Origin of the sequence: Petroclostridium sp. X23, assembly GCF_030013905.1 — a bacterium.
Classification (GTDB): Bacteria; Bacillota; Clostridia; order SK-Y3; family SK-Y3; genus X23.
Genome location: NZ_CP124862.1, coordinates 2561439 through 2584736 on the forward strand (window position 1 = coordinate 2561439; position 23298 = coordinate 2584736).

The window sequence follows — 23298 nt, forward strand, 5'->3', positions numbered from 1 at the left end:
ATAACTATATAAGTTGAATTAAACATTTGAGTCGGAACGGCACAGGGGCCGTTCCCTACATAGAACACCAAATTCCATTCATCATGATTTACGATTCGTAGGGAACGCCCCCCGTGGCGTTCCGTTGACTTGCAATATCCAATTATTTAATTCAACTTATATAGCTGCAAATTATAAACTACTTATTATTATTCCCATCATCTACATTTCCTAGTGACATAGTTAGAATTTCCATTAATCTTTCAGTATTATTTGATAAATAGAGATACCCCAACAAAGCTTCAAAGCCCGTTGCATGCCTATAATCATTTATATCCGCATTTTTAGGAACCGTTCCTGATTTTGCATTCCTTCCTCTTTTGAACACTGCAAGTTCTTCACCAGTCAGGTACCCTTCTATTCTGTGGATTGTATCACTCTGCGCCTTTGCTTTTACATAAAGGGTTGCCTGTCGATGTAGCTTATGTACCGGCATATTGCCTTTTTTTATAAGCATGGTTCTAATATATACTTCATATACTGCATCTCCTATATATGCAAGCACCAAAGGTGAATATTGTGATGGATTTATACCATGTTCTTTCTTTATTAGCCCAGCTTGCTGATTTATGAATTCATCGAACATACCTACACCTCATATTTATCCCCAGAATACCTCATCATAGCTCTTTTCCGGTTCTTCTATTCTAAAAAAATCAATATACAGAATCTTATCTTTATCAATATCTTCTGCTTTCACAGGCCTGGTAGAAAAACCGATTCTTACAAGAAATTCCGGCTCATCTGCCAAGACCCGTGCATTATAATCATAAGGCAGACCCTCTATCTGATAAATATTCATTTTTCCCAAGTCTTTGATAACCTCATTCACTTCTTCATCGGTATCCGCATCCACTTCCACCAGCCCTTCATCACGAAGTTTTTTCACTATATCTTCTATTTCTCCTGTTTGATATCTGAATCCTCTCCATGAAAGAGACATGTCATCATCTCCCTTTGTTTAGTCCACTTATGCTCTTCTCCATTTTATGCCTTGCGGTGTATCTTCCAGCACGATTCCCATATCCTTTAACCGGTCTCGTATACTGTCGGCCAAAGCCCAGTTTTTATCTTTTCTAGCTTGCTGCCTCTTGGCTATTAATTGTTCTACTTCCGCATCTAATGTATCCTTTTGTGATTTTTGGAGTATCCCTAATACATCCCCTAGCTCTTTTAGCATATTGGCTGCAAACTCCACGATTGTAACCGATGAATTGCTAGTCGCTGTGATATTGGCATTAATTTCTCTTACCATTTCAAATAAAGCAGCAATTGCATCAGCGGTATTTAGATCGTCATCCATGGCAGCTATAAAGTTCTCCTTGTATTTCTCCAATTGGCCGGACAGTTTTATTTCCCGCTCATTCATTGCTCTGTCCTGGGCATTCCCTTTAAAGAAGGCCAGATTGTTAAGACAGGTATACATCCGATCCAATCCGCTTTTCGCCTGTTCCATTAAATCCTTGCTAAAGTTAATGGGATTGCGGTAATGGGCTGAAAGCATAAAAAATCTTATTATTTCATAATCATATTCGCTGGCTACATCCCTTACCGTAAAGAAATTATTCAACGATTTTGACATCTTTTGGTTATCTACATTGATATAACCATTATGAAGCCAATACTTTGCAAAGGGTGCGTCATTCGCAGCCTCACTTTGAGCGATTTCATTTTCATGATGCGGGAATACTAAATCTTGTCCTCCACTATGTATATCAATCGTCTCTCCTAAATATTTGTTGGCCATTGCAGAGCACTCTATATGCCAGCCCGGTCTTCCCATTCCCCATGGGCTTTCCCATGCAGGTTCTCCTGCTTTTTGTTTTTTCCATAAAGCGAAGTCCATCGGGTCTCTCTTTTGCTCATTTACATCAATCCTAGCCCCCGCTTCAAGGTCTTCTAACGGTTGATGCGATAATTTTCCATACTCTTTGAATTTTTTAGTACTAAAATATACATCTCCATCAACATTATAAGCAAACCCTTTGTCTTCCAATTTTTCAATCAATTCAATAATCGCTTCAATGTTTTCCGTGGCTTTGGGGTGCACGGTGGCTTCTTTTATTCCCAATCCCTTTGCATCCTTAAAATATTCTTCAATGAATTTTTCTCCCAGCTCTTTTACTGTTATTCCTTCATCATTAGACTTCTTTATCATTTTATCGTCAATATCTGTAAAATTCTGAACGAAATTCACTTTTAGCCCTTTATACTCAAGGTATCTTCTTAATGTGTCAAATATGATAAATGGCCTGGCATTTCCTATATGAAAGTAATTATATACCGTAGGGCCGCAAGAATACATCTTGACTTCCCCGGGCGTAATCGGCTGAAATTCTTCTTTTTGTTTTGTTAGTGTGTTGTATAATTTCAAAGTAAACTCCTCCTTGATTATATGGTTCACAGTTCACAGACCCTCTTTACAGGTTACAGATGTGTTTCGCACCGCACCACCTTAACGATACCTCTATGCATTAAAAGCATATTCTACGGAACCATTTCGCATCCTAGGTTCAGTAGAACACTAAAGTATAATATCCGGCTTCTGTGAACTGTTAACTGTGAACCGTGAACTAATTATTTATCATTTATGTTCTTCATTCTTGCTTGGCACCCATGTAGTTCTTGCTGCAGATGTTCGAATTTAACCAGCAGCCTGCAAAGCTCCATAGATACAGGATCCGGATAGTGAATTTGATCCAGATCACTGCCCGCAGCAGGCGCTACTCTCTTATTGTCTTTGGTTACAACCCTGCCGGGCACTCCTACAACTGTACTGTTAGGTGGAACTTCTCTAAGGATGACTGCATTCGCCGCAATTTTGGAATTATCTCCCACCGCAAACGGCCCCAGCACTTTTGCCCCGGCACCTATTAAAACGTTATTTCCAATCGTAGGATGCCTCTTCCCCTTATCTTTCCCTGTTCCACCAAGAGTTACACCCTGGTATATGGTACAATTGTCCCCTATTTCAGTAGTTTCTCCTATAATAACACCCATACCGTGATCAATAAACAATCCTTTGCCTATTTTAGCTCCGGGATGTATTTCAATACCTGTCAAAAACCGATTCAATTGGGATATTGCTCTGGCTGTAAAAAACATTTTTCTATTATAAAACCAGTGTGCAATTCTGTGACTGATGACAGCGTGAAGTCCGGGATAAAGAAGAAGCACCTCTAGCCAGCTTCTTGCTGCCGGATCCCGCTCCATGATTACCTTTATCTCTTCTTTGACCATTCTAAACATATGTCACCCCCGTGTTTAATTAATAATTAATAGTTAATAGTTAATAATTAGTTCCTATGTGAGACTGTGATAAAGTCGAATTTAGCACATAGGGAAAATCGAACTTGTGGACAGTCCGAGACTACTAAAAAAAGTCCGATTTTCGAACGATTAAGCACTTTTTCACATCCGCCCATATATAGATAAAATGCGGATAAAAATAAAACTTCGCTTCTGCATATATTATCTATACACAGAGGCGAAGTTATCCGCGGTTCCACTCTATTCGGGTATTTATCCCATCTCTATTGGCATATAACGGTGCCGACCGGAAAAAGATACTGCAAGTTCCCTTTTTCAGCTCATGAGCGCACTTCAATCATACATCGCATTAAGATTGCTTTCACCCGATGGCAATCCCTCTCTGTAAAGTATACATGACCTACTCTTCTCAATCCACGCATTAATAAATTTATAGGATTACTTTTATTTCACTGTATATTATTGTACCACAATGATAGTACCTTGTAACAGGAATATTTAAGAATTATCACAAAATATTTAAGGTTTAATAATATTCTGTTCTCTACCCGGTCCTACACCAATCATTCCGACTTTAACATCACAAATCTGCTCTATTCTCTCTATATACTTCTTTGCATTTTCAGGAAGGTCTTCATATTTTCTGATATGACCGATATCTCCATCCCACCCGTCCATTTCTTCATATACAGGTTCGCAAACAGCAAGCTCTTCCAGGCTCGGTGGGAATTCGGTCATTGTTTCACTGCCTTTTTTATAGCCCACACAAATTTTAAGCCTATCAATATCACCTAATGTATCAATCTTATTTACTACGATAGATGTTAATCCGCTTGTTCTTACAGCATATTTTACGATAACAGCATCAAACCATCCGCATCTTCTTGGTCTTCCGGTAGTAGTCCCATATTCATTGCCTTTTTCTCTGATTTGATCGCCTGTTTCATCAAAGAGCTCAGTTGGAAACGGCCCTTTCCCTACACGGGTTGTATATGCTTTTACCACACCTATGCACTCATCAATCATCGTCGGACCAATGCCTGTTCCGACACATACTCCACCGGAAATAGGATGTGAGGACGTTACATAAGGATAGGTTCCCAAATCAAGGTCAAGCAGTGTTCCCTGCGCGCCTTCAAACAACACTCTCTTGCCGGCTTTTATTGCTGCATACAGAAGAACAGTCGTATCTGTCACATACTGTTTTAATCTCTGTGCATAGCCTAAGTACTCTTCAATGATTCCATCGGCATCCACACCGGTGCCGCCATATACTTTTTCTATTATAGTATTCTTTAATTCAACATTTGCTCTTACTTTTTCGATAAACAGTTCTGTGTTCATCAGGTCGCACATTCTGATTCCGGAACGTTCAGCCTTGTCCATATAGGCAGGACCTATGCCTTTTTTGGTTGTCCCGATATCTCCTTTTCCTCTTGCAATTTCTGATAATCCATCTAGCTCCCGATGATAAGGGAAAATAATATGCGCTCTTGCATCTATTTTTAAATTATCAGCAGAAATTCCTCTTCCCTGAAGCATATCCAGCTCTCCCAACAATACAGCCGGATCTAAAACAACACCATTTCCTATAATACACAAAGTATCTGCATTTAATATACCCGAAGGTGTAAGATGCAGCTTATACTGCTCTCCATTTGCTTCAACAGTATGTCCCGCATTGTTCCCTCCTTGAGATCTTACTACGACCTCTGACTGTTGGGCAAGAATATCAATAATTTTTCCTTTACCTTCGTCACCCCATTGGGCACCAATTACAACTTTAGTTGCCATACTGCCTTCCTCCCTTAATTAGTGGGGAGTGAAGAGTGGGGAGTTAGGAGTAATCTTTCCTACATTCCACTCTATACTCCATCCAATATTCACTTACTGCTAATCTATATTTTTATGTGGATCAGGTTCATATACCAGCAGATATATCTCTATCCGCTGCTCACTCCCCACTCCCCACTTTTTTTACGATTTCTCTGGCTACCACCACTCCGGTTACCGATGCTTGCATTAATCCTCTTGTGATCCCCGCACCGTCACCAATGGTATATAGATTTTTAATCTGGGTTTCAAAACTATTATTTACCTCAATTTGGCTGCTGTAGAACTTGATCTCACAGCCATACAGTAATGTATTTTTGGAATACATTCCTGGCGCCACCTTATCTAGTGCCTTCAACGCCTCTATAATTGACATCAGATGCCTGTGTGGCAGTGCAAAGCTTAGATCTCCCGGAACTGCACTTTTTAAAGTAGGAATAGTGGTAGATTTTTTAAGTCTGCTTGCATCTGTTCTTCTTCCTTTTAGCAAATCACCCAAACGCTGTACCATAATCCCGCCACCGGTAAGCATATTGGCAAGATGTGCGATATATTTACCGTACTTAATAGGCTCATCAAAGGGTTCGGTAAATGTCGTAGATACCAACATTGCAAAATTAGTATTCTGAGTCTTCAACTTATCATCTGCATAACTGTGACCATTTACTACCGCAATGTGTCCGTCATAGTGCTCTTCCGACACCACCCCTCCGGGATTCATACAGAAAGTTCTTACTTTATTTTCAAATGTATCGGAATAATAAACAAACTTCGCCTCATACAGTTCTTTTGTTAAATGGTCCATAATAGAATTAGGAACTTCCACTCTAACTCCTATATCCACTGCGTTATTCTTAGTCTTAATCCCAAGCTTTCGTGCCTGCTCTGTCAGCCATTGGGCACCTTCACGTCCCGGCGCAATCACGATATTTTTTGACCAAACTTCTTCTCGTTCCTTGCCTTTGGTCTGTAATGCTACTCCTGTCACTTTGTCGTTCTCACATAATATTTCTAAAACTGAAGTTAATTCTCTAAACTCAGTGTTAGTATGATTTAAAAGATGCTCATACATTCCTCCAAGTACATCAAAGGCTTTTTCAGTACCAAGATGTCTAACAGGACATGGTACTAACTGGATATTATGCTTTGAAGCTTCATACATAATTTCGTCCACACGCTTATCATTCTCGCCGTATACCGTCTTCTGCGCACCGAATTCTAAGTAAATCTTATCGGCATATCGTATTAATTCCGCCGTTTTTTCTTCTCCAATATAATCTTTTACATTTCCACCCACATCAACACCCAATGATAATTTACCATCACTAAATGCACCTGCTCCCGACCAGCCATTTACAATGGAGCAAGGATCACAGTTTACACATTTACCTGTCTTTCTTGCCGGGCATATTCTTCTATGAATCTGTCTTCCTTTATCTACAATTAAAATATTTAACTCACTATTGTTTTTTGTCAATTCTAATGCCGTAAAAATACCTGCAGGACCTGCTCCTATGATGATGACATCATAATTTTTTTTCATCCTTTTAGTCCTCCCTAATCACAATACATCCTAACATTAACATAGACAGGGCTAAAGGCCGCTGTCTAGATAAACACTATAAAATTACTTGAACATTCCTTATATATAATAACAGATTCCCCGTATAAAAGCAATAAAAATACGAATATTTATTATAATTACAAAAAAAACATTCGACTTTATTCTGTTTCTACCTTATTAAACAAGTGCCACATCAGTATTTGCGAAACACCTAATCCAAATATAATCATCCCAATCGTTTTTAGATCATTCGGAAAAAGCAATAACAGTGCCACCCCGGCTACTCTGCCAATATTGAGATATACTTCTCTTACAACAATCCCCTCTATCCTTCGTTTTTGGCTGTTTGGGGTCTTGTGTATCACCCAGTAAATAATACCCATACTTGAATTATTGATAAAAGTAACAAAGATAGATGAAATAATACTATATATAAATAAAGTAACTACACTAATCTTATATAAGAATATTGAGCTGACCGCTGCAATAAATACCGCCCCAATTAACATATATTTTTTACGTGTATGAGGTCTCATCTTTCCGCTGATATAATAAAAAGATAGAAACTGTATGGTTGAGCTTATCAATGTTAAATATCCAATATACAATTCACTGTTCACAATGGCATATAGTAGAACTCCGGTCAAAAACATCATGACGCCTTCGCGGAAACCACGCAAAGACTCACCTACCATAACATATCTCCAATTGGCTTTCTTTAACGGAAGAAACAGCACCGATTTAATATAGTATTGCTTATTAATCGTCTTTGCCGGAATTCGTGTACTTAATACACCGGCGATTATAAATAACGTCAATGATGTCGAGAAAACAAGGATATATCCTGTCGACCCTTCCAACCACTCGATAATAGCTGCAGCAACAAAAGGAGCAATCATGGTGGCAACAGAGAGCACCAACCCCTGAATACCCATTACAAAGTCTCTATTGTCATTTGTAGAAAAATCATACCCCAGTACGTTATAACTCAAATAATAAAAGCCTCCGCTTGTTCCCATAAGCGCGCCAAGCAGCCATATATAAGAAGAAGCCTTATTCTGAACAGTTAAAAGAATAATAAATAGAACACTATAACACACAATCCCTATCCTAAGATTAAACGTAAGTGATACTCTTTTCGCCAGCCATCCTCCGAATATAAATATAATAGGAACCGTCGCAAAGTAAATCGCATTGAATAATACGACAATACTTAAGTTTTTCTCTACTTTCCATAGGAATATGTTAACAAAAGTGTTCGAAAGACCAACACCCATCAAAAATATCCCATGTACAGTTAATAAAGTTATTAACTCCGGCGAAAGATAACTTTGAGGGTGAATTTTTGAGAAAATATATGTTTTTATAGATTTTAAAGTATTCATTTTCATGGCCTCCTAATAACAAATTTGACTGCATCAATTTGTTTCCGCCAGGAAATCTCTCTTCCATTTAATAACAATAAAATAAATAAGACATCACACCGGATGTCTTATTTATTTTATTGTTATTTGCTTTCTTGGCTATCTAAAAAGTCATTTAATTCCTTTACTAGCTGTTCCGCATCTATTCCGTGAATGGCACACGCTTCCGCAATACTCTCTCCAGAGGATGAAGGACATCCTAAACAGTGCATTCCGGCATTCATGAAAATAGGTACTGTACCTCTGTTCATTTTTAATACATCTGCGATGATGGTATCTAGCGTTACTTTTGGCATATTCCGCGCCTCCTCGTATTTAACCGTCTTTATCATATATCAAAGAACATACTAGAATTCTATCATTTATTATATACTATTACTTTTGCAAAATGCAATGTTTTAAATGTGATTAATCTGTGAATTTATTATGAACATACTCTTTACGTCCGTCTTCATAAAGATTGTTTCCTTTACTATCTATTATTACCACAACCGGAAAGTTCTCAACTTCCAATTTTCTTACCGCTTCCGGTCCAAGATCTTCATAAGCGACAATTTCTTCACTTTGCACCGTTTTTGCTATCAAAGCGCCTGCTCCCCCTATCGCACCGAAATAAACCGCTCCATACTGAATCATGCTGTCTACTACTTGCTTATTACGCAAGCCTTTCCCTATCATTCCTGTTAATCCTCTTTGAATCAGGCATGGCGCATATGCATCCATCCTCCCGCTTGTAGTAGGCCCGCACGACCCGATAATATGTCCCGGCTTTGCCGGACAGGGACCAACATAATAGATGATTTGATCCCGGATATCAAAAGGAAGTTCTTCTCCCTTTCCTAACGCTTCGACCATTCTTTTATGTGCTGCGTCCCGGCCCGTATAAATGGTACCCGAAATCAGCACGCTATCCCCTGCCTTCAGTTCTTTCACTTTATCATGGGTTAGTGGTGCCTGAATATGTATTTGCATATAAATGCCTCCCTCACTTCTATGTTGATAAAAACTTTCAAGTTATTACTAGCCAATATGTTAATTCTCGTTTCAATATATCTGCTTTATTATCGTAGGGGCGGACAGAGTCGTCCGCCCCTACGGAATCTTAACTGTTAGCGTGATGTATAACTTCGTAAATGATAAGTCTAAATCTCTCTATCTATATAGAGTAATCACTACAAACTTAAAATACAATATCTGTACCAGTGAATCGTTAACTGTTAACAATCAGTTCCCTTATATTATTAAGTATATAGTCGGCGCCCATTTCTTTAAAGTAATTTCTTGCCTTTTCTCCCGATACTCCGGTAAGTACTGCTGCGAATTTACAATTCATTGCTTTAGCCGCCATGATATCTGATCCTGCATCACCAATGATAAGAGTACTTTTAATCATTCTTTTGTCATAATCACCCTGTACCAGTGCCATATCAGAGTAATTTCTACCATAAATAGCTTTTAGAAAAACATAGGGATGCGGCTTTGCCAAGCTTGTACCTGCATATATGCCCTCCAGCTTCTGTTCTGCGTCCATCACTTCTCTATATGTCACATATGACTGCTCATCAAAATATTTCTTTATATCCCAGCTAATGAGAGGATGGTCTATTTCTACAAAAGGCCTCCCTGTACCCACACCTAGGATAATCCCTGCTGAGTAAAGTGTCTCAATAATATCCTTTAATTCGTCCAATGGTAAAATAGGTTGTTCGGAAAAAACCAATCCTGGCTTTCCGGACGCCTTCGGTGCCTGCCCGTATGTTTCGTTAAAAACCTCATCACCCAGGTACCACTCCTGAAATACTTGCTGACATATATTCCATAGTTCTCCCTGACGCCTGAAATATCTCTTTTCTTTCCCAGTTAATTCACAAAGCTTGTGCTCAATAAAATCATAGATCTCATACCCCGTGATAGGATTGTCAATAAGATATTGATAAACATTATTAAAATGATCAGCATATATTTCACAGGAACTATCCTGTTTTTCAACCGGCCCCTTATTGTCCATTGTCCATTGTCCATTGTCCATTAATACGATGCCGCTAATACATAATACTACATATGCGAGATCCCAATTGGTATTGACACCTCTATCCTTTAACAACGAGATAAGTTGATCATTGACAAACACCGTCGTCCGGATATCTTTGATTTGCTGCGACGATAAACTTGTCTCAATATCCTGGTTTCCAAAATACTCTTTACCGTTTTGCATCTCGTGTACTGTCAGAGCTGCCGCATTCCAATAATTCTGTTCACTTGTGATCACTCCATCCATATCAAATATTATCCGGTCAATACCTTCTAAAAAAGTTGCTGGTCTTTTATGTTTTTCCACTTTCAATCTCCTGAATTATATCATTAGTTTTATCTTTTATGCATGTAATACATTTGTACTTGTAAACTCATCATTTATGCTATCCTTTTTGGCATATTTATTATATTTTAAATCTTCCAATGGATTTAGTCAATTTTTGTGCTGTATCATTCAACTCTTGCACAAAAGCTGTCAGCTCTTCTATACTTGATAGCTGTTCCTCAGTGGATGCAGTAATTTCCTCAGTGGACGCAGCTGTTTGCTGTGATACACTGGAAACATTCTGTATCATTAAAACTGCCTCATTTTTATTCTCCTCCATCTCAACAATTCCTGCCATCACCTCATCAACATTGGCGCTCAGACTATTCATAGACTCAGCAATTTGCTTAAATATAGAAATAGTCGTAATGACTGATTGGTTTTGAGATTTAATGGTTTCTTCTACCGATTGCGCTCGTTGAACCATTTGTGCTGTCTGCTGATGCGTAATCTGAATAATAGATGTTATTTCACGAGTAGCTTCTCTAGACTGTTCGGCTAACTTTCGTACTTCATCGGCTACTACTGCAAAACCCCTTCCGGCTTCTCCCGCACGGGCGGCTTCAATGGCAGCGTTTAATGCCAGTAAATTTGTCTGCTCTACAATGCCGTCAATAACTCTGTTAATCATATCAATAGACTTGGACTGCTGTTGCAGCTGGTGAACATCTGATAAGATTGCTTCAGCAATCACTGTTGTCTCATGAGACTTTCTATCCAAATCTTCAACCGAGACCAATCCCTCGCGCACTAATTTCGTAGTATTCTGTGAAACATTATGTATACTTTTAGTATTATTCGATACATTATTGATTTTTAAAGCTAGCTGTTCCATCTTTTTGCTGCCTCGTTCCGCATCACCGGCCTGTTCTGATGAACCGAGGGATATTTCCTGTATTGCGGCAGACACCTCACGCGATGTTTGAGAAATTTGCTCAGATGTAGCCGCTGCTGTATCAGCAGAAGTAGCTACCATATTCGCAATATCCAATACCTGCTGTATAAGTTCTCTCATATTTGATATCATTTTTGACATGCTTTTCGTAAGAACACCAAACTCATCCTTTCTACGTGATACCGGCTTAAGGGTTAAATCCCCATTTGAAGCACTGTCAGCGATATCCATGATATGATTAATGGTTTGTCCCATGCCCATTGCCATATATATTCCCATACCCAAAGCGATAAGTACGGCAAATGATACTAAACCTAATGTCCATTTTTTAATATTGCTGGCAGCAGTGAGAAGATCCTCACGTGGTATAAGACCTAATAAAACATATCCATTTTTCTCAATTCTGCTATAGACCATTAGGTAGTCTTGTTCACGATAAGATACAAGCTTTGCATCACTTTGCTGCCCACTTATCTGAATATCTTTATAAAATGGTTGATTGATTAATTCCGACAGATCTCCTGACACGTCTTCATTATCTGAAGATGAAAGTATCCGTCCATCCGGACTAATTAAGTGTCTTTCACTATCCTTCCCAAGATAAGTCTCTTTTAACAATTTTTCAATAAAATCCAGTTTTATATCTGCTATAAACAATGGCTTGAGTGTATCATCCCCATTTGTCATATAATTCGGTAAAATGGCAACTGCACTCATTGCATATAATTGATCATATTTACTAGATACTAACTGATCAATCTCTTCATGGTTCCCTAGCCATAAAAGATCTCCTCGCTTCTCTTCAGCTATTTTATACCATCGTGTTTCTTTTATAGCTTCCATTCTTTTATCTAACTCTAACGATGTAGAGCCAATGTAGCTTTGGCTGTCTTTTACTATTATAGCCTTGGATAAAAACTGGCTTCCCAGCACAATGTTCGTAAGGGTTTGCTTTGCCGCCCCTACTTTTTTAAAGTTTTCAAAAGCATTTTCACCTGTAACATTTCCAACGCTATCAAACATAATATCCGTTTGTATGTAACTGCGGATAACCGCGTTAGACGTTATTTGCATATATGTATCTTGTATCGTTTGAAATAGTAAATCAAGATAATCACATGTTTTTTGTACTGTTACCACACTGCTCTCGATGGCTTGCTGCTCAAGTGCGTCCGACGTAAGTTTTTGAGAGATGAATCCTAAAGCGCTGATTGGTATGATCATCACCAAAAAAGCGACAATCAGCTTAACTCGTATGCTATACAGACTTGATATACGGACTTTATGATGGACTACTGTTTTGACATTGCTTCTAGTTCTGTGTTTACCCTTTAAAAAAACATGCATCTTATTAACGATATTAGGTAATTTCATCATAACTCCTCCTATATAGTAGTTATTCTATAAATTCTACCATAAACAATATTCTACATAGACCGGTAAATTCCTGCCTTTATTTTTAATTATTTAACTTCCTAGCCTATCAAATATCTCTTTAATAAACATACTCTTTTTAAATAACATGCAATTATTCTAAAAATAAAGGATACCACCTGAGGTATCCTCTACTTTATTTTATTCTTTATTGATTTCAAAATTTATTTTACCCGCCACACCTGATGTCATGCCTTTTCTTTTTTCACTTAGGGTCATTGCCCTATTCAAAGCTACACCAAACGAGCGATAAATGGCCTCCCATATATGATGACCGTTATGTCCTTTCAACAAATCCACATGCAGTGTGCACATCGCTCCTTGTACAAAAGCCTCCAGAAATGTCTCCAAATCTTCGCTAAGCATTCCTTCAGTTTCTTTCGGCGCATCAATACCATTGTAATCCAACTGGAAATATGCCCTGCTTTCAAAACTTATCGCTGAGCGAGCCATGGCCTCATCAATAATTCCTATTCCATCCCCAAAACCCACTACACCATTTACCCTATTATCATTCACATACTCTGCTACCGCTTTTCCAAAGGTAATGGCAACATCTTCACAAACAAGGTGACTTAAATTGAATTCATCCAGCTTTACATCTACTTCAATATTTACTTCCGATCTCCAAGCAATATGCTCGATCATATGGTTTAAAAACGGTATGGGTGTCTTTATTCTTTTTCTATAATCCGACTTAAACTCATTAAAATCCAATATAATTGTAATCTCCGACTCCGTGGTCTTCCTTTTTACAGTAATTATTTTATTTTCCATACTATGATCATGGCCTCCTTTGTTCATTTAGTTTATTTATGAAAGCCACTGCTGGCAATTCTCAATCCACACAATCAGACATCTGTATGAATACTGTGAACCGTGAACTGTGAACCGTGAGCTATTTTCTCTCTCTTACCGCAAGAGCATGTGTATCAAATCCTTCAACTGTCGCAAAAGTATCCGCCATTTCTCTCACTCTCTCAAATCCTTCTCTGGTTGCATACCCTATTGATGATCGCTTTAGGAAGTCAAAAACAGATACGCTGGAATAGGTTTTGGCAAAACCACCCGTCGGCAATATGGCATTCGGTCCTAATAAAAAGTTGCAAAGTGTAATTGGCGTGTACTCTCCTAATAAAATCTCACCGGCATTTTTTATTTCCGGCAGCACATCAAACGGATTTTGTGTCATGATCTCCATATGCTCGGGTGCATATTCGTTGACAAAATCAATGGACTCCTGCAGTGATTCTGTAATAATCACCCCTCCGTAAGCTGAAAAATTGGCGGAAACAAATTCTCTTCGCTTAGGTGATATCTTTTCCAACTGCTTTTGAACAATGGGAATCACTTTGTCTACCAACGCTTCGCTATGAGTTACCAACAGCGCTGCCGAATCGGGACCATGTTCCGCCTCGATCATCCAATCCAGTGCGACCTTTTCAGGATCAGCATATTCATCGGCGAGAATAATGGACTCACTGGGTCCTGCCGGGAGCCCTGTGTCAATATAACTACCCAATACCCTTTTAGCAGCCGTTGCGTACGCGTTACCCGGCCCGATAATCTTATGGCATTTAGGTATGGTTTCTGTTCCAAATGCTGCCGAGGCTACCGCCTGGATGCCTCCTACCTTATATATTTCGGAGATACCTACAATTTTAGCCGCTGCTAATATCGCATCATCCACATCCCCTTTTTCATTAGGGGGAGTCACAACTACAATTTTAGGGACTTTCGCTGCAACTGCCGGTATGCCAAGCATCAAAAGCACAGAAGGAAAGCTGCCCTTTCCTCTAGGCACGTATAAGCAAATGTCTACTATAGGTGTTACCTTTTCCCCTACCATCAAACCCTTATCTACATTGGTGAACCACATTTCTTCCGGAAGCTGCTTTTCATGAAAATCCCTGATATTTTTTGCTGCATACTCGATTGTCTCCCGTACTTTTCTATCAAGTTTTTCATATCCTTGTTCGATTTCTTCCGGTTTTACCTTGATCATATCCTTGCTTAGCTTTACTTTATCAAATTTTTCGGTATATTCCAAAACAGCGGAATCGCCTTCTTTTCGAATTCTCTCAGATACTTCGAGTGCTAGTTTCATATGTTCTGTAATATCTATCTCTGCTCTTTTTAATATAAAATCTTTTTTTTCTTTGGATAATTCCTTGAGCTTATAAATATTCATCTGCCGTCCTCCTGTAATAAGCTATATTATTCATATTATAATTTAAATCATCTGCAAGTGCAATCCTATTATTTACACTTTATTTATTCTTTAACAATATTATGTTATGCACCACATGCTTAATAAATATTACTTTAGAAATACAAGCTTCTTATTGTTATTTTAATGGAACTGATGTAAAATATATAGAAACAGTTATTTTTTGGCAAAGCCTTTGCAGTTTTTCAATAAGACAAAAAGGAGAGATGAAAATGCTTCCAAAGTATGTGGTAACTTTAGTATCAGATAGTTTTACCGATACCCAGAAAAAGAATATCATTTTTAATCAAATTTTATCTAACGACCGACTTCGTAATATTGCGTCAATTTCATGTGATATAGAGAAAAGACATGATGTGGTATGTATTTCTTTAAAGGACAACCTCTCGGGCATGTTATCTTCTATATGTGAGATCATGGATTCTTTAAATTGCAAATATGTTTGCCACTTTTCAAACGACCATATGTCAGGGGCGAAAATATACAGAGAATTGCTTAACAGTCCTGCAGCCGTAGGGTAACTGAGTTTTTACACAATTTTATAAATTGCAATAAGAATTTACATCAATAATCATTAAGTAGAGAGTGGGAAGTTTTTATGTTCTCCGCACTATCCACTCCCCACTCCCCACTAAAACAAAATGTATTAGAAGATAATATTATAATTTATAATACCTTGCTTAAAAACGCTTTTGTACGATTATTTTTAGGATCAGCAAACAACTGCTTGGGCTCGGCTTGCTCTACGATAACTCCCTCATCCATGAATAGCACTCGAGTACCTACTTCGCGGGCAAAACCCATTTCATGGGTTACAACCACCATCGTCATTCCTTCTCTAGCCAGTTGTTTCATAACTTCTAAAACCTCTCCTACCATCTCAGGGTCCAAAGCTGATGTAGGCTCATCAAAGAGCATCACATCCGGTTCCATTGCCAAGGCTCTTGCAATGGCTATACGCTGCTTCTGACCTCCCGATAACTGATTGGGATATGCAGCGGCTTTTTCCGCTAAACCAACACGCTTTAATAGCTGTATCGCGATTTGCTCAGCTTCATCCTTAGATTTATTCTTAAGCTTCATAGGCGCAAGCGTAATATTCTCCATTACGGTTAAATGTGGAAAAAGATTAAACTGCTGAAATACCATCCCAACTTTCTGCCTTAACTTGTTAATATCATTATGCTTATCGGTAATAGAAACTCCTTCAATCGAGATTTCTCCGTTCGTGGGCTGTTCAAGAAGATTAAGACATCTTAAGAAAGTACTTTTTCCCGAACCGCTGGGACCAATAACCACTACTACTTCGCCCTTGTGTATATGCTCATCAATCCCGGTTAATACCTTAAGATTTCCAAAATGCTTATGCAAATCCTTAATGACTATCACCTTGTCTCATTCTCCTTTCCAGTCGATCCATAAATTTAGAAAGTACCGTTGTAAGGATCAAGTACATGACAGCTACTGTTAATAGCGGCATATACGGATCAAAAGTTCTGCTTCGGATGATATCTCCGCCTTTTGTTAAATCTTCAATGGCAATATATCCCGCTATTGCAGTCTCTTTTAACAATACAATGAATTCGTTACCTAATGCAGGTAAAATATTTTTGATGGCCTGAGGAAGTATAATATACCGCATGGTAGCACCATAAGATAGCCCCAGCGACCTGCCCGCTTCCATCTGCCCCCTGTCAACTGCAAGAATACCTGCCCGTATGATTTCGGCCACATACGCACCGCTATTAATCCCAAATGCAAGGATGGCTACAACGATCTTTGATATATCGACACTCCCGAAAATAATATAATAAATGATCAGCAACTGCACCACGGCAGGGGTCCCTCTCACAACATTAATATAGGTAGACGCCAGTATATTTAAAACTCTTATATTTCCGATTTTAAAATTGGACAGTTTTGCCAACGCTACAACAAACCCAATAATCACACCTACCAATGTAGCAAAAAAAGTGATTTCAACTGTAACAAGTAATCCTTTTAATATAAACATATACCTATTTTCATTAATAAAGTTCAGTATAAATGCATCTTTAAAAGCATTAAGAAAACCGTCCGCCACTAATAAATTATTCATATAATCATACATCCTGTCCACCCCCTCACATAGAATAAGGCTAGCAATTGGTATGGATTTATCGCCAACTACTAGCCGTCATGTTCCAAGACAAATTATTCTCCGATATATTGAGTTACCAATTCATCATACTTCCCACTGTCTTTTAAATCCTTAATCACCTTATTGATTTTTTCAAGAAGCTCTCTATCTCCCTTTCTAACTGCAATTGCGTATTCCTCTTGGGTAAGTTCTTCTTCAATAATCTTCAAATCGTCATTTTTACTAACAAATACTTCTGCAGGGCTTGCATCAATAACGACTGCGTCCACTTTACCGTTCTTCAGGTCCATGATTGCGTCAATGCCTTTTTTAAACCGGCTTAATTTTGCATCTTTGATCTTGGATGCTTCAAGGTCTCCGGTAGTTCCTTCCTGAACACCAATCTTCTTTCCTTCGAGATCGGCTTTACCTTTTATATCGGCATTGTCTTTTTTAACAATAATCTTTTGTGATGCAGTATAATAAGCTTCTGAAAAGTCTACATTTTGAAGACGATCCGGCGTAACGCTCATACCGGCAGCAACAAAATCAATTTTGCCGGATTTTAATGCATTCAATAATGAATCAAAAGCCATATCTTCAATCTTCAATTCTACGCCTAATTCTTTCGCAATTTCTTTTGCCATCGCAGCATCAAAGCCATCCACTTCACCTTTGTCATTCCTATATTCAAATGGTGGAAACTCTGCATTTGTACCCATTACCACCGTCCCATTTTTGCTTATTTTAGACATGGTTCCCGCTTCTTCCTGCTTTGCATCTGCTTGCGGCTTTTCTCCAGCCGGAGCCTTTTCACCTGGTTCAGCTTTTTGGTCTTGTCCACACGCTGCAAAAGTTAATCCAATAGCGAGTACTAGCATTAACACCGCTATTCTTACCAATAAATTTCTTTTCATGGATTTTTGCCTCCTAGTTGCATAATCATGCAATATGTTATTTTATTTACCTATGACATTATATCTTATATTATGCTTAATTTCAATAAGTATGTTAAAGAATCGACGCATATTCTATAAAAAATATACACACTTTATCCACAGGTGTTTATATTCTAATCCACAAAACATGTGTTTTGTGCATATAATACCTGTGGACAATGTGGATAAACCTGTGCATAACTTAATTTTGGCGTTTTTTAGCATGTGGACAACCTATCCAGAAGGGGTTACCCCTACAAAGTTATGTCGTGTTAGCGAGTAAGGAATAGTGAATAATGAATAGCTATTTATACACATTTTACAAAAGAAAATAATGCACATAAGTAAAAGGCTTTAGATCCTTAATCATCTGGCTTGCTTACTAGGTTGTCAACCTAGTTCCTGTAGAAGTGGATGGTTTTGGTCTGCCTCAAATCACATACATTCTCTATTTATATTCGATAACTTTCTCTGATTCATTGGTTTTTCTGTGACCTGTGAACCGTGAGCTAAATAAAAATACACCCCGTCACTTAAACGAGGTGCATTATTCTTTAGGTACATATACGGTACAGTACGCCGGCAACTATCGCCCACAGCTCACTATCCGGTACCAACTTATTTCACTTCTAATCCTCAAAGCCCGGGGATTATCTGTGATCCGAGAAACAACTGCTGCAATAAACAGGTCTTTCATTTCTTGGTTTGAAAGGAACCTTTGCTTCTTGACCGCAGGATGCACATATAGCAGTATACATCTCTTTTGACTGCTTTAAAGAATTCTTTCTTGAAGTCCTGCAATCCTTGCATCGAGCCGGTTCATTTTGAAATCCCTTTTCAGCATAGAACTCTTGCTCACCTGCTGTGAACACAAAATCCTGTCCACAATCCTTACATACTAAAGTTTTGTCATTGAACATGAAAATCCCCTCACTTTGAATGATATCTAGTCGCCCTGGCCGGACTTGAACCGACTCCTCCTGCAAGAATGAAACAGTGCTCTTCCATTAAGCTACATGGGCAAATAATGGAGCGGGTAACGGGAATCGAACCCGCACAGCCAGCTTGGGAAGCTGGAACTCTGCCATTGAGCTATACCCGCTGATATTTATAGTTTTTGTTTTACCTCTTCAAGATACTTTTCGAGTTTTCTTTTAACTCTTTGCAGAGCGTTATCTATAGACTTCACATGTCTATCAAGATCCTCAGCAATTTCCTGATAGGATTTTCCTTGAAGGTAGGAAGACAAAACCTCCCATTCCAATTCACTGAGAATCTCACCCATCTTTTCTTCTATTCCGGTAAACTCTTCTCTATTTATAATCATTTCTTCAGGATCATACATCCGTTCTTCGCTTAAGATATCCAGTAAAGTTCTATCCGACTCTTCATCAAAAATAGGCCTGTTCAATGACACATATGAGTTTAAAGGGATGTGCTTTTGGCGAGTTGCTGTTTTGATAGCTGTAATGATTTGCCGTGTTATGCATAATTCAGCAAAGGCACGGAAAGATGACAACTTGTCCTCCCTAAAATCTCGGATCGCTTTATATAAACCAATCATTCCTTCTTGAACTATATCTTCCCTATCTGCACCAATCAGAAAATATGTTCTGGCTTTTGCACGAACAAAATTTTTATATTTATCTATTATGTACTCAAGGGCCTTATCATTGCCTGTTCTGGCATCTTCAACTACTTCTTCATCCAGCATAGTGCTAAAGCAATTCATAGAATTAAGCTTAGCATTTGACTTCACGATAACGCCCCCTATAACAAAATAAAATCATCGTCTATATCTATTTTCTATATTTCTATCTATCCTATTACACATATATTTTATTATAGTGTATCTTTATCCAGACTGTCAAGCTAAAACTTCTGTCTTCTCAGTTTCTCCAATACTCTTAACGTATCCTCCCCCAGTCTGGAACCAATAGTATGGTCTTTTATACCCCGCTGTAAATATTTATGATCCATATCTTTATGTGATACTTTAACTTCTTCTTTTAATTCATTCGCCGACAATCGTGTAGCACCTTTGCTCAATATAATTGTTTGCTCTAAGAAATCCGACGTAGCTACACGAACAGTCTCACTTCTCCCGATATCATGCACGAGCTTCTCGATATAATTATCCGCTGTCTCATTTTCTTTCGTATATACTACATCCACACCGGCATATATATCCTTCTTTTCAATGCTTCCTTTGACAAGATGCGCATCAAATACAACAATGACTTTATTTTTTTTATAGCCCTGATAATCCGCTAAAATCTCCAACAGCTTCCATCGGGCATTCTCAAGATTATCTCTAGCCAATTTGGCCAACTCCGGCCACGCATTTATAATATTATAACCATCTATGATCAAGTACTCCATCTATTGCACCTCATTAGTTCACGGTTCAAAGTTCACGGTTGACGGCTTAAAATATAAGACGCGGGGCGGCTCTCCAGTGATCCAAACCGTCCCCATCTTTCTTTTTTTCCTCTTCACTTAATACATTTAGTGTTGTTTATATAAAATATAAAAATAGTTTATCATTATTCTAACTTACAATAAAGTCATTTTCAACATAAAAAGAAGAACAACCAAACAGCTGCTCTTCTATTATATCCGTACGGTATATTATTATTTATTTCATGCTTCCAAGGGCCTTATACACTGTAGAAGCTACTTCGACCATGGTAGCATTATCTAAAGGCCTGAAAGCACCATTGTCTCCTTCAAAAATTCCAAGCCCTACCCCTATCGCTACATAGCCTATTCTATCCTTGCTTACCTGCTGTGCATCGGTAAAAGGAAGCTTAAAAATATCAGAAGATTTGGCAAGTTTATCATATTGAAGCATTTTAACAACCAATTGAGCCATTTCCTCCCGTGTAATGTTTACTTCTCTATTGAAAGGCTCTTCCGTGTTATCCAGAATACCATACATCACCGCCATTTGCAGGTATTTGTAATCATCGTGGTCCTGTTTTATATTCCTTATTTTCAGTGGTTCTGCACTTCTGAGCATATAAGGTTCATATCCCTTGGTATTGACCAGCATTTTAACCACGTCCATCCACGTAGCTTCTTTATCCATTTCAAATGCTTTAGGATCAATAATGCCTTGGAAGGCCAATATGTTCAACTGTTTTTCTGCCCAATGTCCGTGAATTTTCTTTTCAAAATCGTTTTGTTGGGATTTGATTACTTCTCCATCATACCCTACTACTTCTCCGGTCAAAGCATCTACATACCCCATCTGATACCCACTCTGTGCAGGCTTGATTCTGTAAATAAGAACGACTTCCATCTGTGGTTTATTTAAGTCTTTACTCTTATTAACCGCCATATACGCCAATTGCAGCTTGCTGCTCTCAAAATAGATTTCTTCTGCTTTTTCTTCCCCCAGAACACCCTCAACCGACGGGAACTGCGCATCTTCATCCCATCTGCATCTGATATCATTAATCATCCCGCTGTAGGCATCAAAGCCAATGGAAATTTGATTATTGGAATAAGGTACACCATTGACCATTCTCTGGAAGTTAAAATAAAAAGTTCTATCGACATACTGCTTATCATTGATATAGTGGATACTCTGCATATATATTTGCTTTGTGTCAATATCTTTTATCTTTTCGGGATAATACTTGCCAATCATCTCTATTGCTTTATCATAAGCTTTTTCCCATGTAAGCTTGGGCTGTTGTGTTGTATCCTGCATCTCAAAGTCATAGTGCCTGTATAAAGAAATCAATTGCCCGCTCTTCGCATCAATAGTAATCCGCCCGCCATAATCGTACCTCATGCTTCCTTCTTCTTTGCTGAATTGCGCGGACCATGACTTTTGCCCGTTAGTTTCCCAGTAATCGTTCTGTTCACTATAGCGCAATGATTCTATAGTATATCCGTCTCCGAACATTTTTTGCACAATGTCTGTCATTCGTTTACTGGCTTCATTCTGATCAATCTCTTTTACTGCCTTCGAAGTATTCTTTCTATATATTTTTTCTTTTTCTTCGCCAGTGATATCCTTTACTTTTTGTTCCGCCCTCTCTACTATGCCTAAGTCAGTCATTGTACCGCTTTTAGCATCAAGCACTCCCACATAATAATCGTCGGCAGCCGATCCGGGAGCATATACCAATTTGATCTTCTTCGGTGGCTTTGAATAATCGTATCTGTCTCCATAGGGTATGTATTGCAATGACATTTTTAGCTTCTCCCGGTATATTTCTTCCGCCTTTTCCTTGCTTATAACGTCTGTTCGTGAAGGAATATCCGCTTCATCATTCCACCGGCAGCTATAGGAGATAATCCTCTTATCTACCCCATCAATTTCCACCGAGATATAATTTGCGTCAAAGGGTACACCGTCTATTTGTCTCACATATTTAAAGTAATATTCTGCCGACCCTGTACCATATCGATATTGGGCAAACTCATCTTCCATCTGACTCAACTGCTTATATTTATCAGGATTCACTTTTTTTATAAAATCTTGTGCCAGTACCTCTGCCTGCTCCTGTGTAATGGTAGCAATTCTTCTTGAATCTTGTCCGTGAAAATATTCATGCTTGCGGATATCGAATATTTTTCCTTTATTGGCATCAATAGAAACATTAATGTTCACGCTTTTTTCTTCGTTATACATATGCCATTGTATATCCCATACAAATGTCTCTCTCAATTCATAGTCCTGCCGAAAACTTATCTCCGTCTCATACTTTTTTTCATCAAGTTGGGTTCCAAAATAGTCTTTTAATGCTTTCAGAGCAATTGCTTTCGCCTCATCCTTGGAAATCTCCGCATTTTTTTCATCCACCGTACTTTGGGCCATTGCGGTTGCTCCGCTACTCACCTCACTCTGAACCCTCACCGCTTCACGTACCACCACCTGATCCGCAGAAACTGCCACTATATTCAAGCACAACAGCCCTGCAATAATCATCAGTGATACTATTCTCTTTCCAGTCATTTTCATCCCTCCATTGAGTAAATAATGTCACATTACCTATATTATTACTTATTTCCCATACTAACAACAAATATGGAATAATTGTAAATCAAATGTAACATTCCCCCGCAACAACCATTGTTTATACGCCACTACCTCAGATTACCAATGCGGACGCCCAATGGGCGTTCCTACAATAATGCCGTCCACAGGATTCAGCGGAAAATATCCTCGAGTAGTAA

General features: G+C 38.5%; 21 protein-coding genes, 2 tRNA genes and 1 other annotated feature. Of the genes, 1 reads left to right on the forward strand and 22 read right to left on the reverse strand.

Annotated elements, in window-relative coordinates:
• Positions 1–178: 178 nt before the first annotated feature.
• The 13 genes from QKW49_RS12150 to hisD form a co-directional block, all read right to left on the reverse strand.
• The gene (locus tag QKW49_RS12150; RefSeq protein WP_282867812.1) at positions 179–625 is read right to left on the reverse strand and encodes a ribonuclease III domain-containing protein; all 447 of its coding nucleotides are present in this window, start codon (positions 623–625) and stop codon (positions 179–181) included.
• Between the two features lie 15 nt (positions 626–640).
• Entirely contained in the window at positions 641–982 is a 342-nt protein-coding gene (locus tag QKW49_RS12155; protein WP_282867813.1) for a hypothetical protein, read from the reverse strand.
• A gap of 27 nt (positions 983–1009) precedes the next feature.
• Positions 1010–2413, reverse strand: a complete 1404-nt coding sequence (gene cysS, locus QKW49_RS12160; RefSeq protein WP_282867815.1) for a cysteine--tRNA ligase — start codon at positions 2411–2413, stop codon at positions 1010–1012.
• Positions 2414–2616: 203 nt separating this feature from the next.
• Entirely contained in the window at positions 2617–3288 is a 672-nt protein-coding gene (gene epsC, locus QKW49_RS12165) for a serine O-acetyltransferase EpsC (RefSeq protein WP_282867816.1), read from the reverse strand.
• A 231-nt stretch (positions 3289–3519) separates the two neighbouring features.
• Positions 3520–3735 (reverse strand) — a binding site (T-box leader).
• A 93-nt stretch (positions 3736–3828) separates the two neighbouring features.
• The gene (locus tag QKW49_RS12170; RefSeq protein ID WP_282867817.1) at positions 3829–5103 is read right to left on the reverse strand and encodes an adenylosuccinate synthase; all 1275 of its coding nucleotides are present in this window, start codon (positions 5101–5103) and stop codon (positions 3829–3831) included.
• A 160-nt stretch (positions 5104–5263) separates the two neighbouring features.
• The gene (locus QKW49_RS12175; protein ID WP_282867818.1) at positions 5264–6685 is read right to left on the reverse strand and encodes an FAD-dependent protein; all 1422 of its coding nucleotides are present in this window, start codon (positions 6683–6685) and stop codon (positions 5264–5266) included.
• A 179-nt stretch (positions 6686–6864) separates the two neighbouring features.
• Complete coding sequence (locus QKW49_RS12180) at positions 6865–8091, reverse strand: MFS transporter (RefSeq protein ID WP_282867819.1); 1227 nt, start codon at positions 8089–8091, stop codon at positions 6865–6867.
• A gap of 122 nt (positions 8092–8213) precedes the next feature.
• Positions 8214–8426: a DUF1858 domain-containing protein gene (locus QKW49_RS12185; RefSeq protein ID WP_282867821.1), complete on the reverse strand. Its 213-nt coding sequence runs from the start codon at positions 8424–8426 to the stop codon at positions 8214–8216.
• Positions 8427–8538: 112 nt separating this feature from the next.
• Positions 8539–9102: a Fe-S-containing hydro-lyase gene (locus tag QKW49_RS12190; RefSeq protein ID WP_282867823.1), complete on the reverse strand. Its 564-nt coding sequence runs from the start codon at positions 9100–9102 to the stop codon at positions 8539–8541.
• A gap of 238 nt (positions 9103–9340) precedes the next feature.
• Entirely contained in the window at positions 9341–10468 is a 1128-nt protein-coding gene (locus QKW49_RS12195; RefSeq protein ID WP_282867824.1) for an HAD hydrolase-like protein, read from the reverse strand.
• Between the two features lie 100 nt (positions 10469–10568).
• On the reverse strand, positions 10569–12761 hold the full coding sequence (locus tag QKW49_RS12200; RefSeq protein ID WP_282867825.1) for a methyl-accepting chemotaxis protein: 2193 nt from the start codon (positions 12759–12761) through the stop codon (positions 10569–10571).
• A gap of 198 nt (positions 12762–12959) precedes the next feature.
• Positions 12960–13595: a hypothetical protein gene (locus QKW49_RS12205; RefSeq protein WP_282867826.1), complete on the reverse strand. Its 636-nt coding sequence runs from the start codon at positions 13593–13595 to the stop codon at positions 12960–12962.
• Between the two features lie 121 nt (positions 13596–13716).
• Complete coding sequence (gene hisD / locus QKW49_RS12210) at positions 13717–15009, reverse strand: histidinol dehydrogenase (protein ID WP_282867827.1); 1293 nt, start codon at positions 15007–15009, stop codon at positions 13717–13719.
• Positions 15010–15260: 251 nt separating this feature from the next.
• On the opposite strand from hisD, the gene QKW49_RS12215 reads away from it, so the two are divergent.
• Positions 15261–15569: a hypothetical protein gene (locus tag QKW49_RS12215; RefSeq protein ID WP_282867828.1), complete on the forward strand. Its 309-nt coding sequence runs from the start codon at positions 15261–15263 to the stop codon at positions 15567–15569.
• Between the two features lie 145 nt (positions 15570–15714).
• Here QKW49_RS12215 and QKW49_RS12220 read toward each other — a convergent pair whose 3' ends face one another.
• From QKW49_RS12220 to QKW49_RS12260, 9 genes are all read right to left on the reverse strand, one after another.
• Positions 15715–16437: an amino acid ABC transporter ATP-binding protein gene (locus QKW49_RS12220; protein WP_282867829.1), complete on the reverse strand. Its 723-nt coding sequence runs from the start codon at positions 16435–16437 to the stop codon at positions 15715–15717.
• Positions 16424–17158: an amino acid ABC transporter permease gene (locus tag QKW49_RS12225; RefSeq protein ID WP_282867830.1), complete on the reverse strand. Its 735-nt coding sequence runs from the start codon at positions 17156–17158 to the stop codon at positions 16424–16426. Before QKW49_RS12225 ends, QKW49_RS12220 begins: the two co-directional genes overlap by 14 nt.
• An 83-nt stretch (positions 17159–17241) precedes the next feature.
• A complete protein-coding gene (locus QKW49_RS12230; protein WP_282867831.1) occupies positions 17242–18084 on the reverse strand; it encodes a basic amino acid ABC transporter substrate-binding protein in 843 nt (280 codons plus the stop codon).
• A 671-nt stretch (positions 18085–18755) separates the two neighbouring features.
• A complete protein-coding gene (locus QKW49_RS12235; RefSeq protein WP_282867832.1) occupies positions 18756–19025 on the reverse strand; it encodes a zinc-ribbon domain containing protein in 270 nt (89 codons plus the stop codon).
• 31 nt (positions 19026–19056) lie between these two features.
• Positions 19057–19127: transfer RNA gene (locus tag QKW49_RS12240), tRNA-OTHER, on the reverse strand.
• A gap of 6 nt (positions 19128–19133) precedes the next feature.
• A tRNA-Gly gene (locus QKW49_RS12245) sits at positions 19134–19207 on the reverse strand.
• Positions 19208–19213: 6 nt separating this feature from the next.
• Positions 19214–19864, reverse strand: a complete 651-nt coding sequence (sigH, locus tag QKW49_RS12250) for an RNA polymerase sporulation sigma factor SigH (protein WP_282867833.1) — start codon at positions 19862–19864, stop codon at positions 19214–19216.
• 113 nt (positions 19865–19977) lie between these two features.
• On the reverse strand, positions 19978–20487 hold the full coding sequence (locus tag QKW49_RS12255; protein WP_282867835.1) for an NYN domain-containing protein: 510 nt from the start codon (positions 20485–20487) through the stop codon (positions 19978–19980).
• A gap of 256 nt (positions 20488–20743) precedes the next feature.
• The gene (locus QKW49_RS12260) at positions 20744–23077 is read right to left on the reverse strand and encodes a YcdB/YcdC domain-containing protein (protein ID WP_282867837.1); all 2334 of its coding nucleotides are present in this window, start codon (positions 23075–23077) and stop codon (positions 20744–20746) included.
• Positions 23078–23298: the final 221 nt, after the last annotated feature.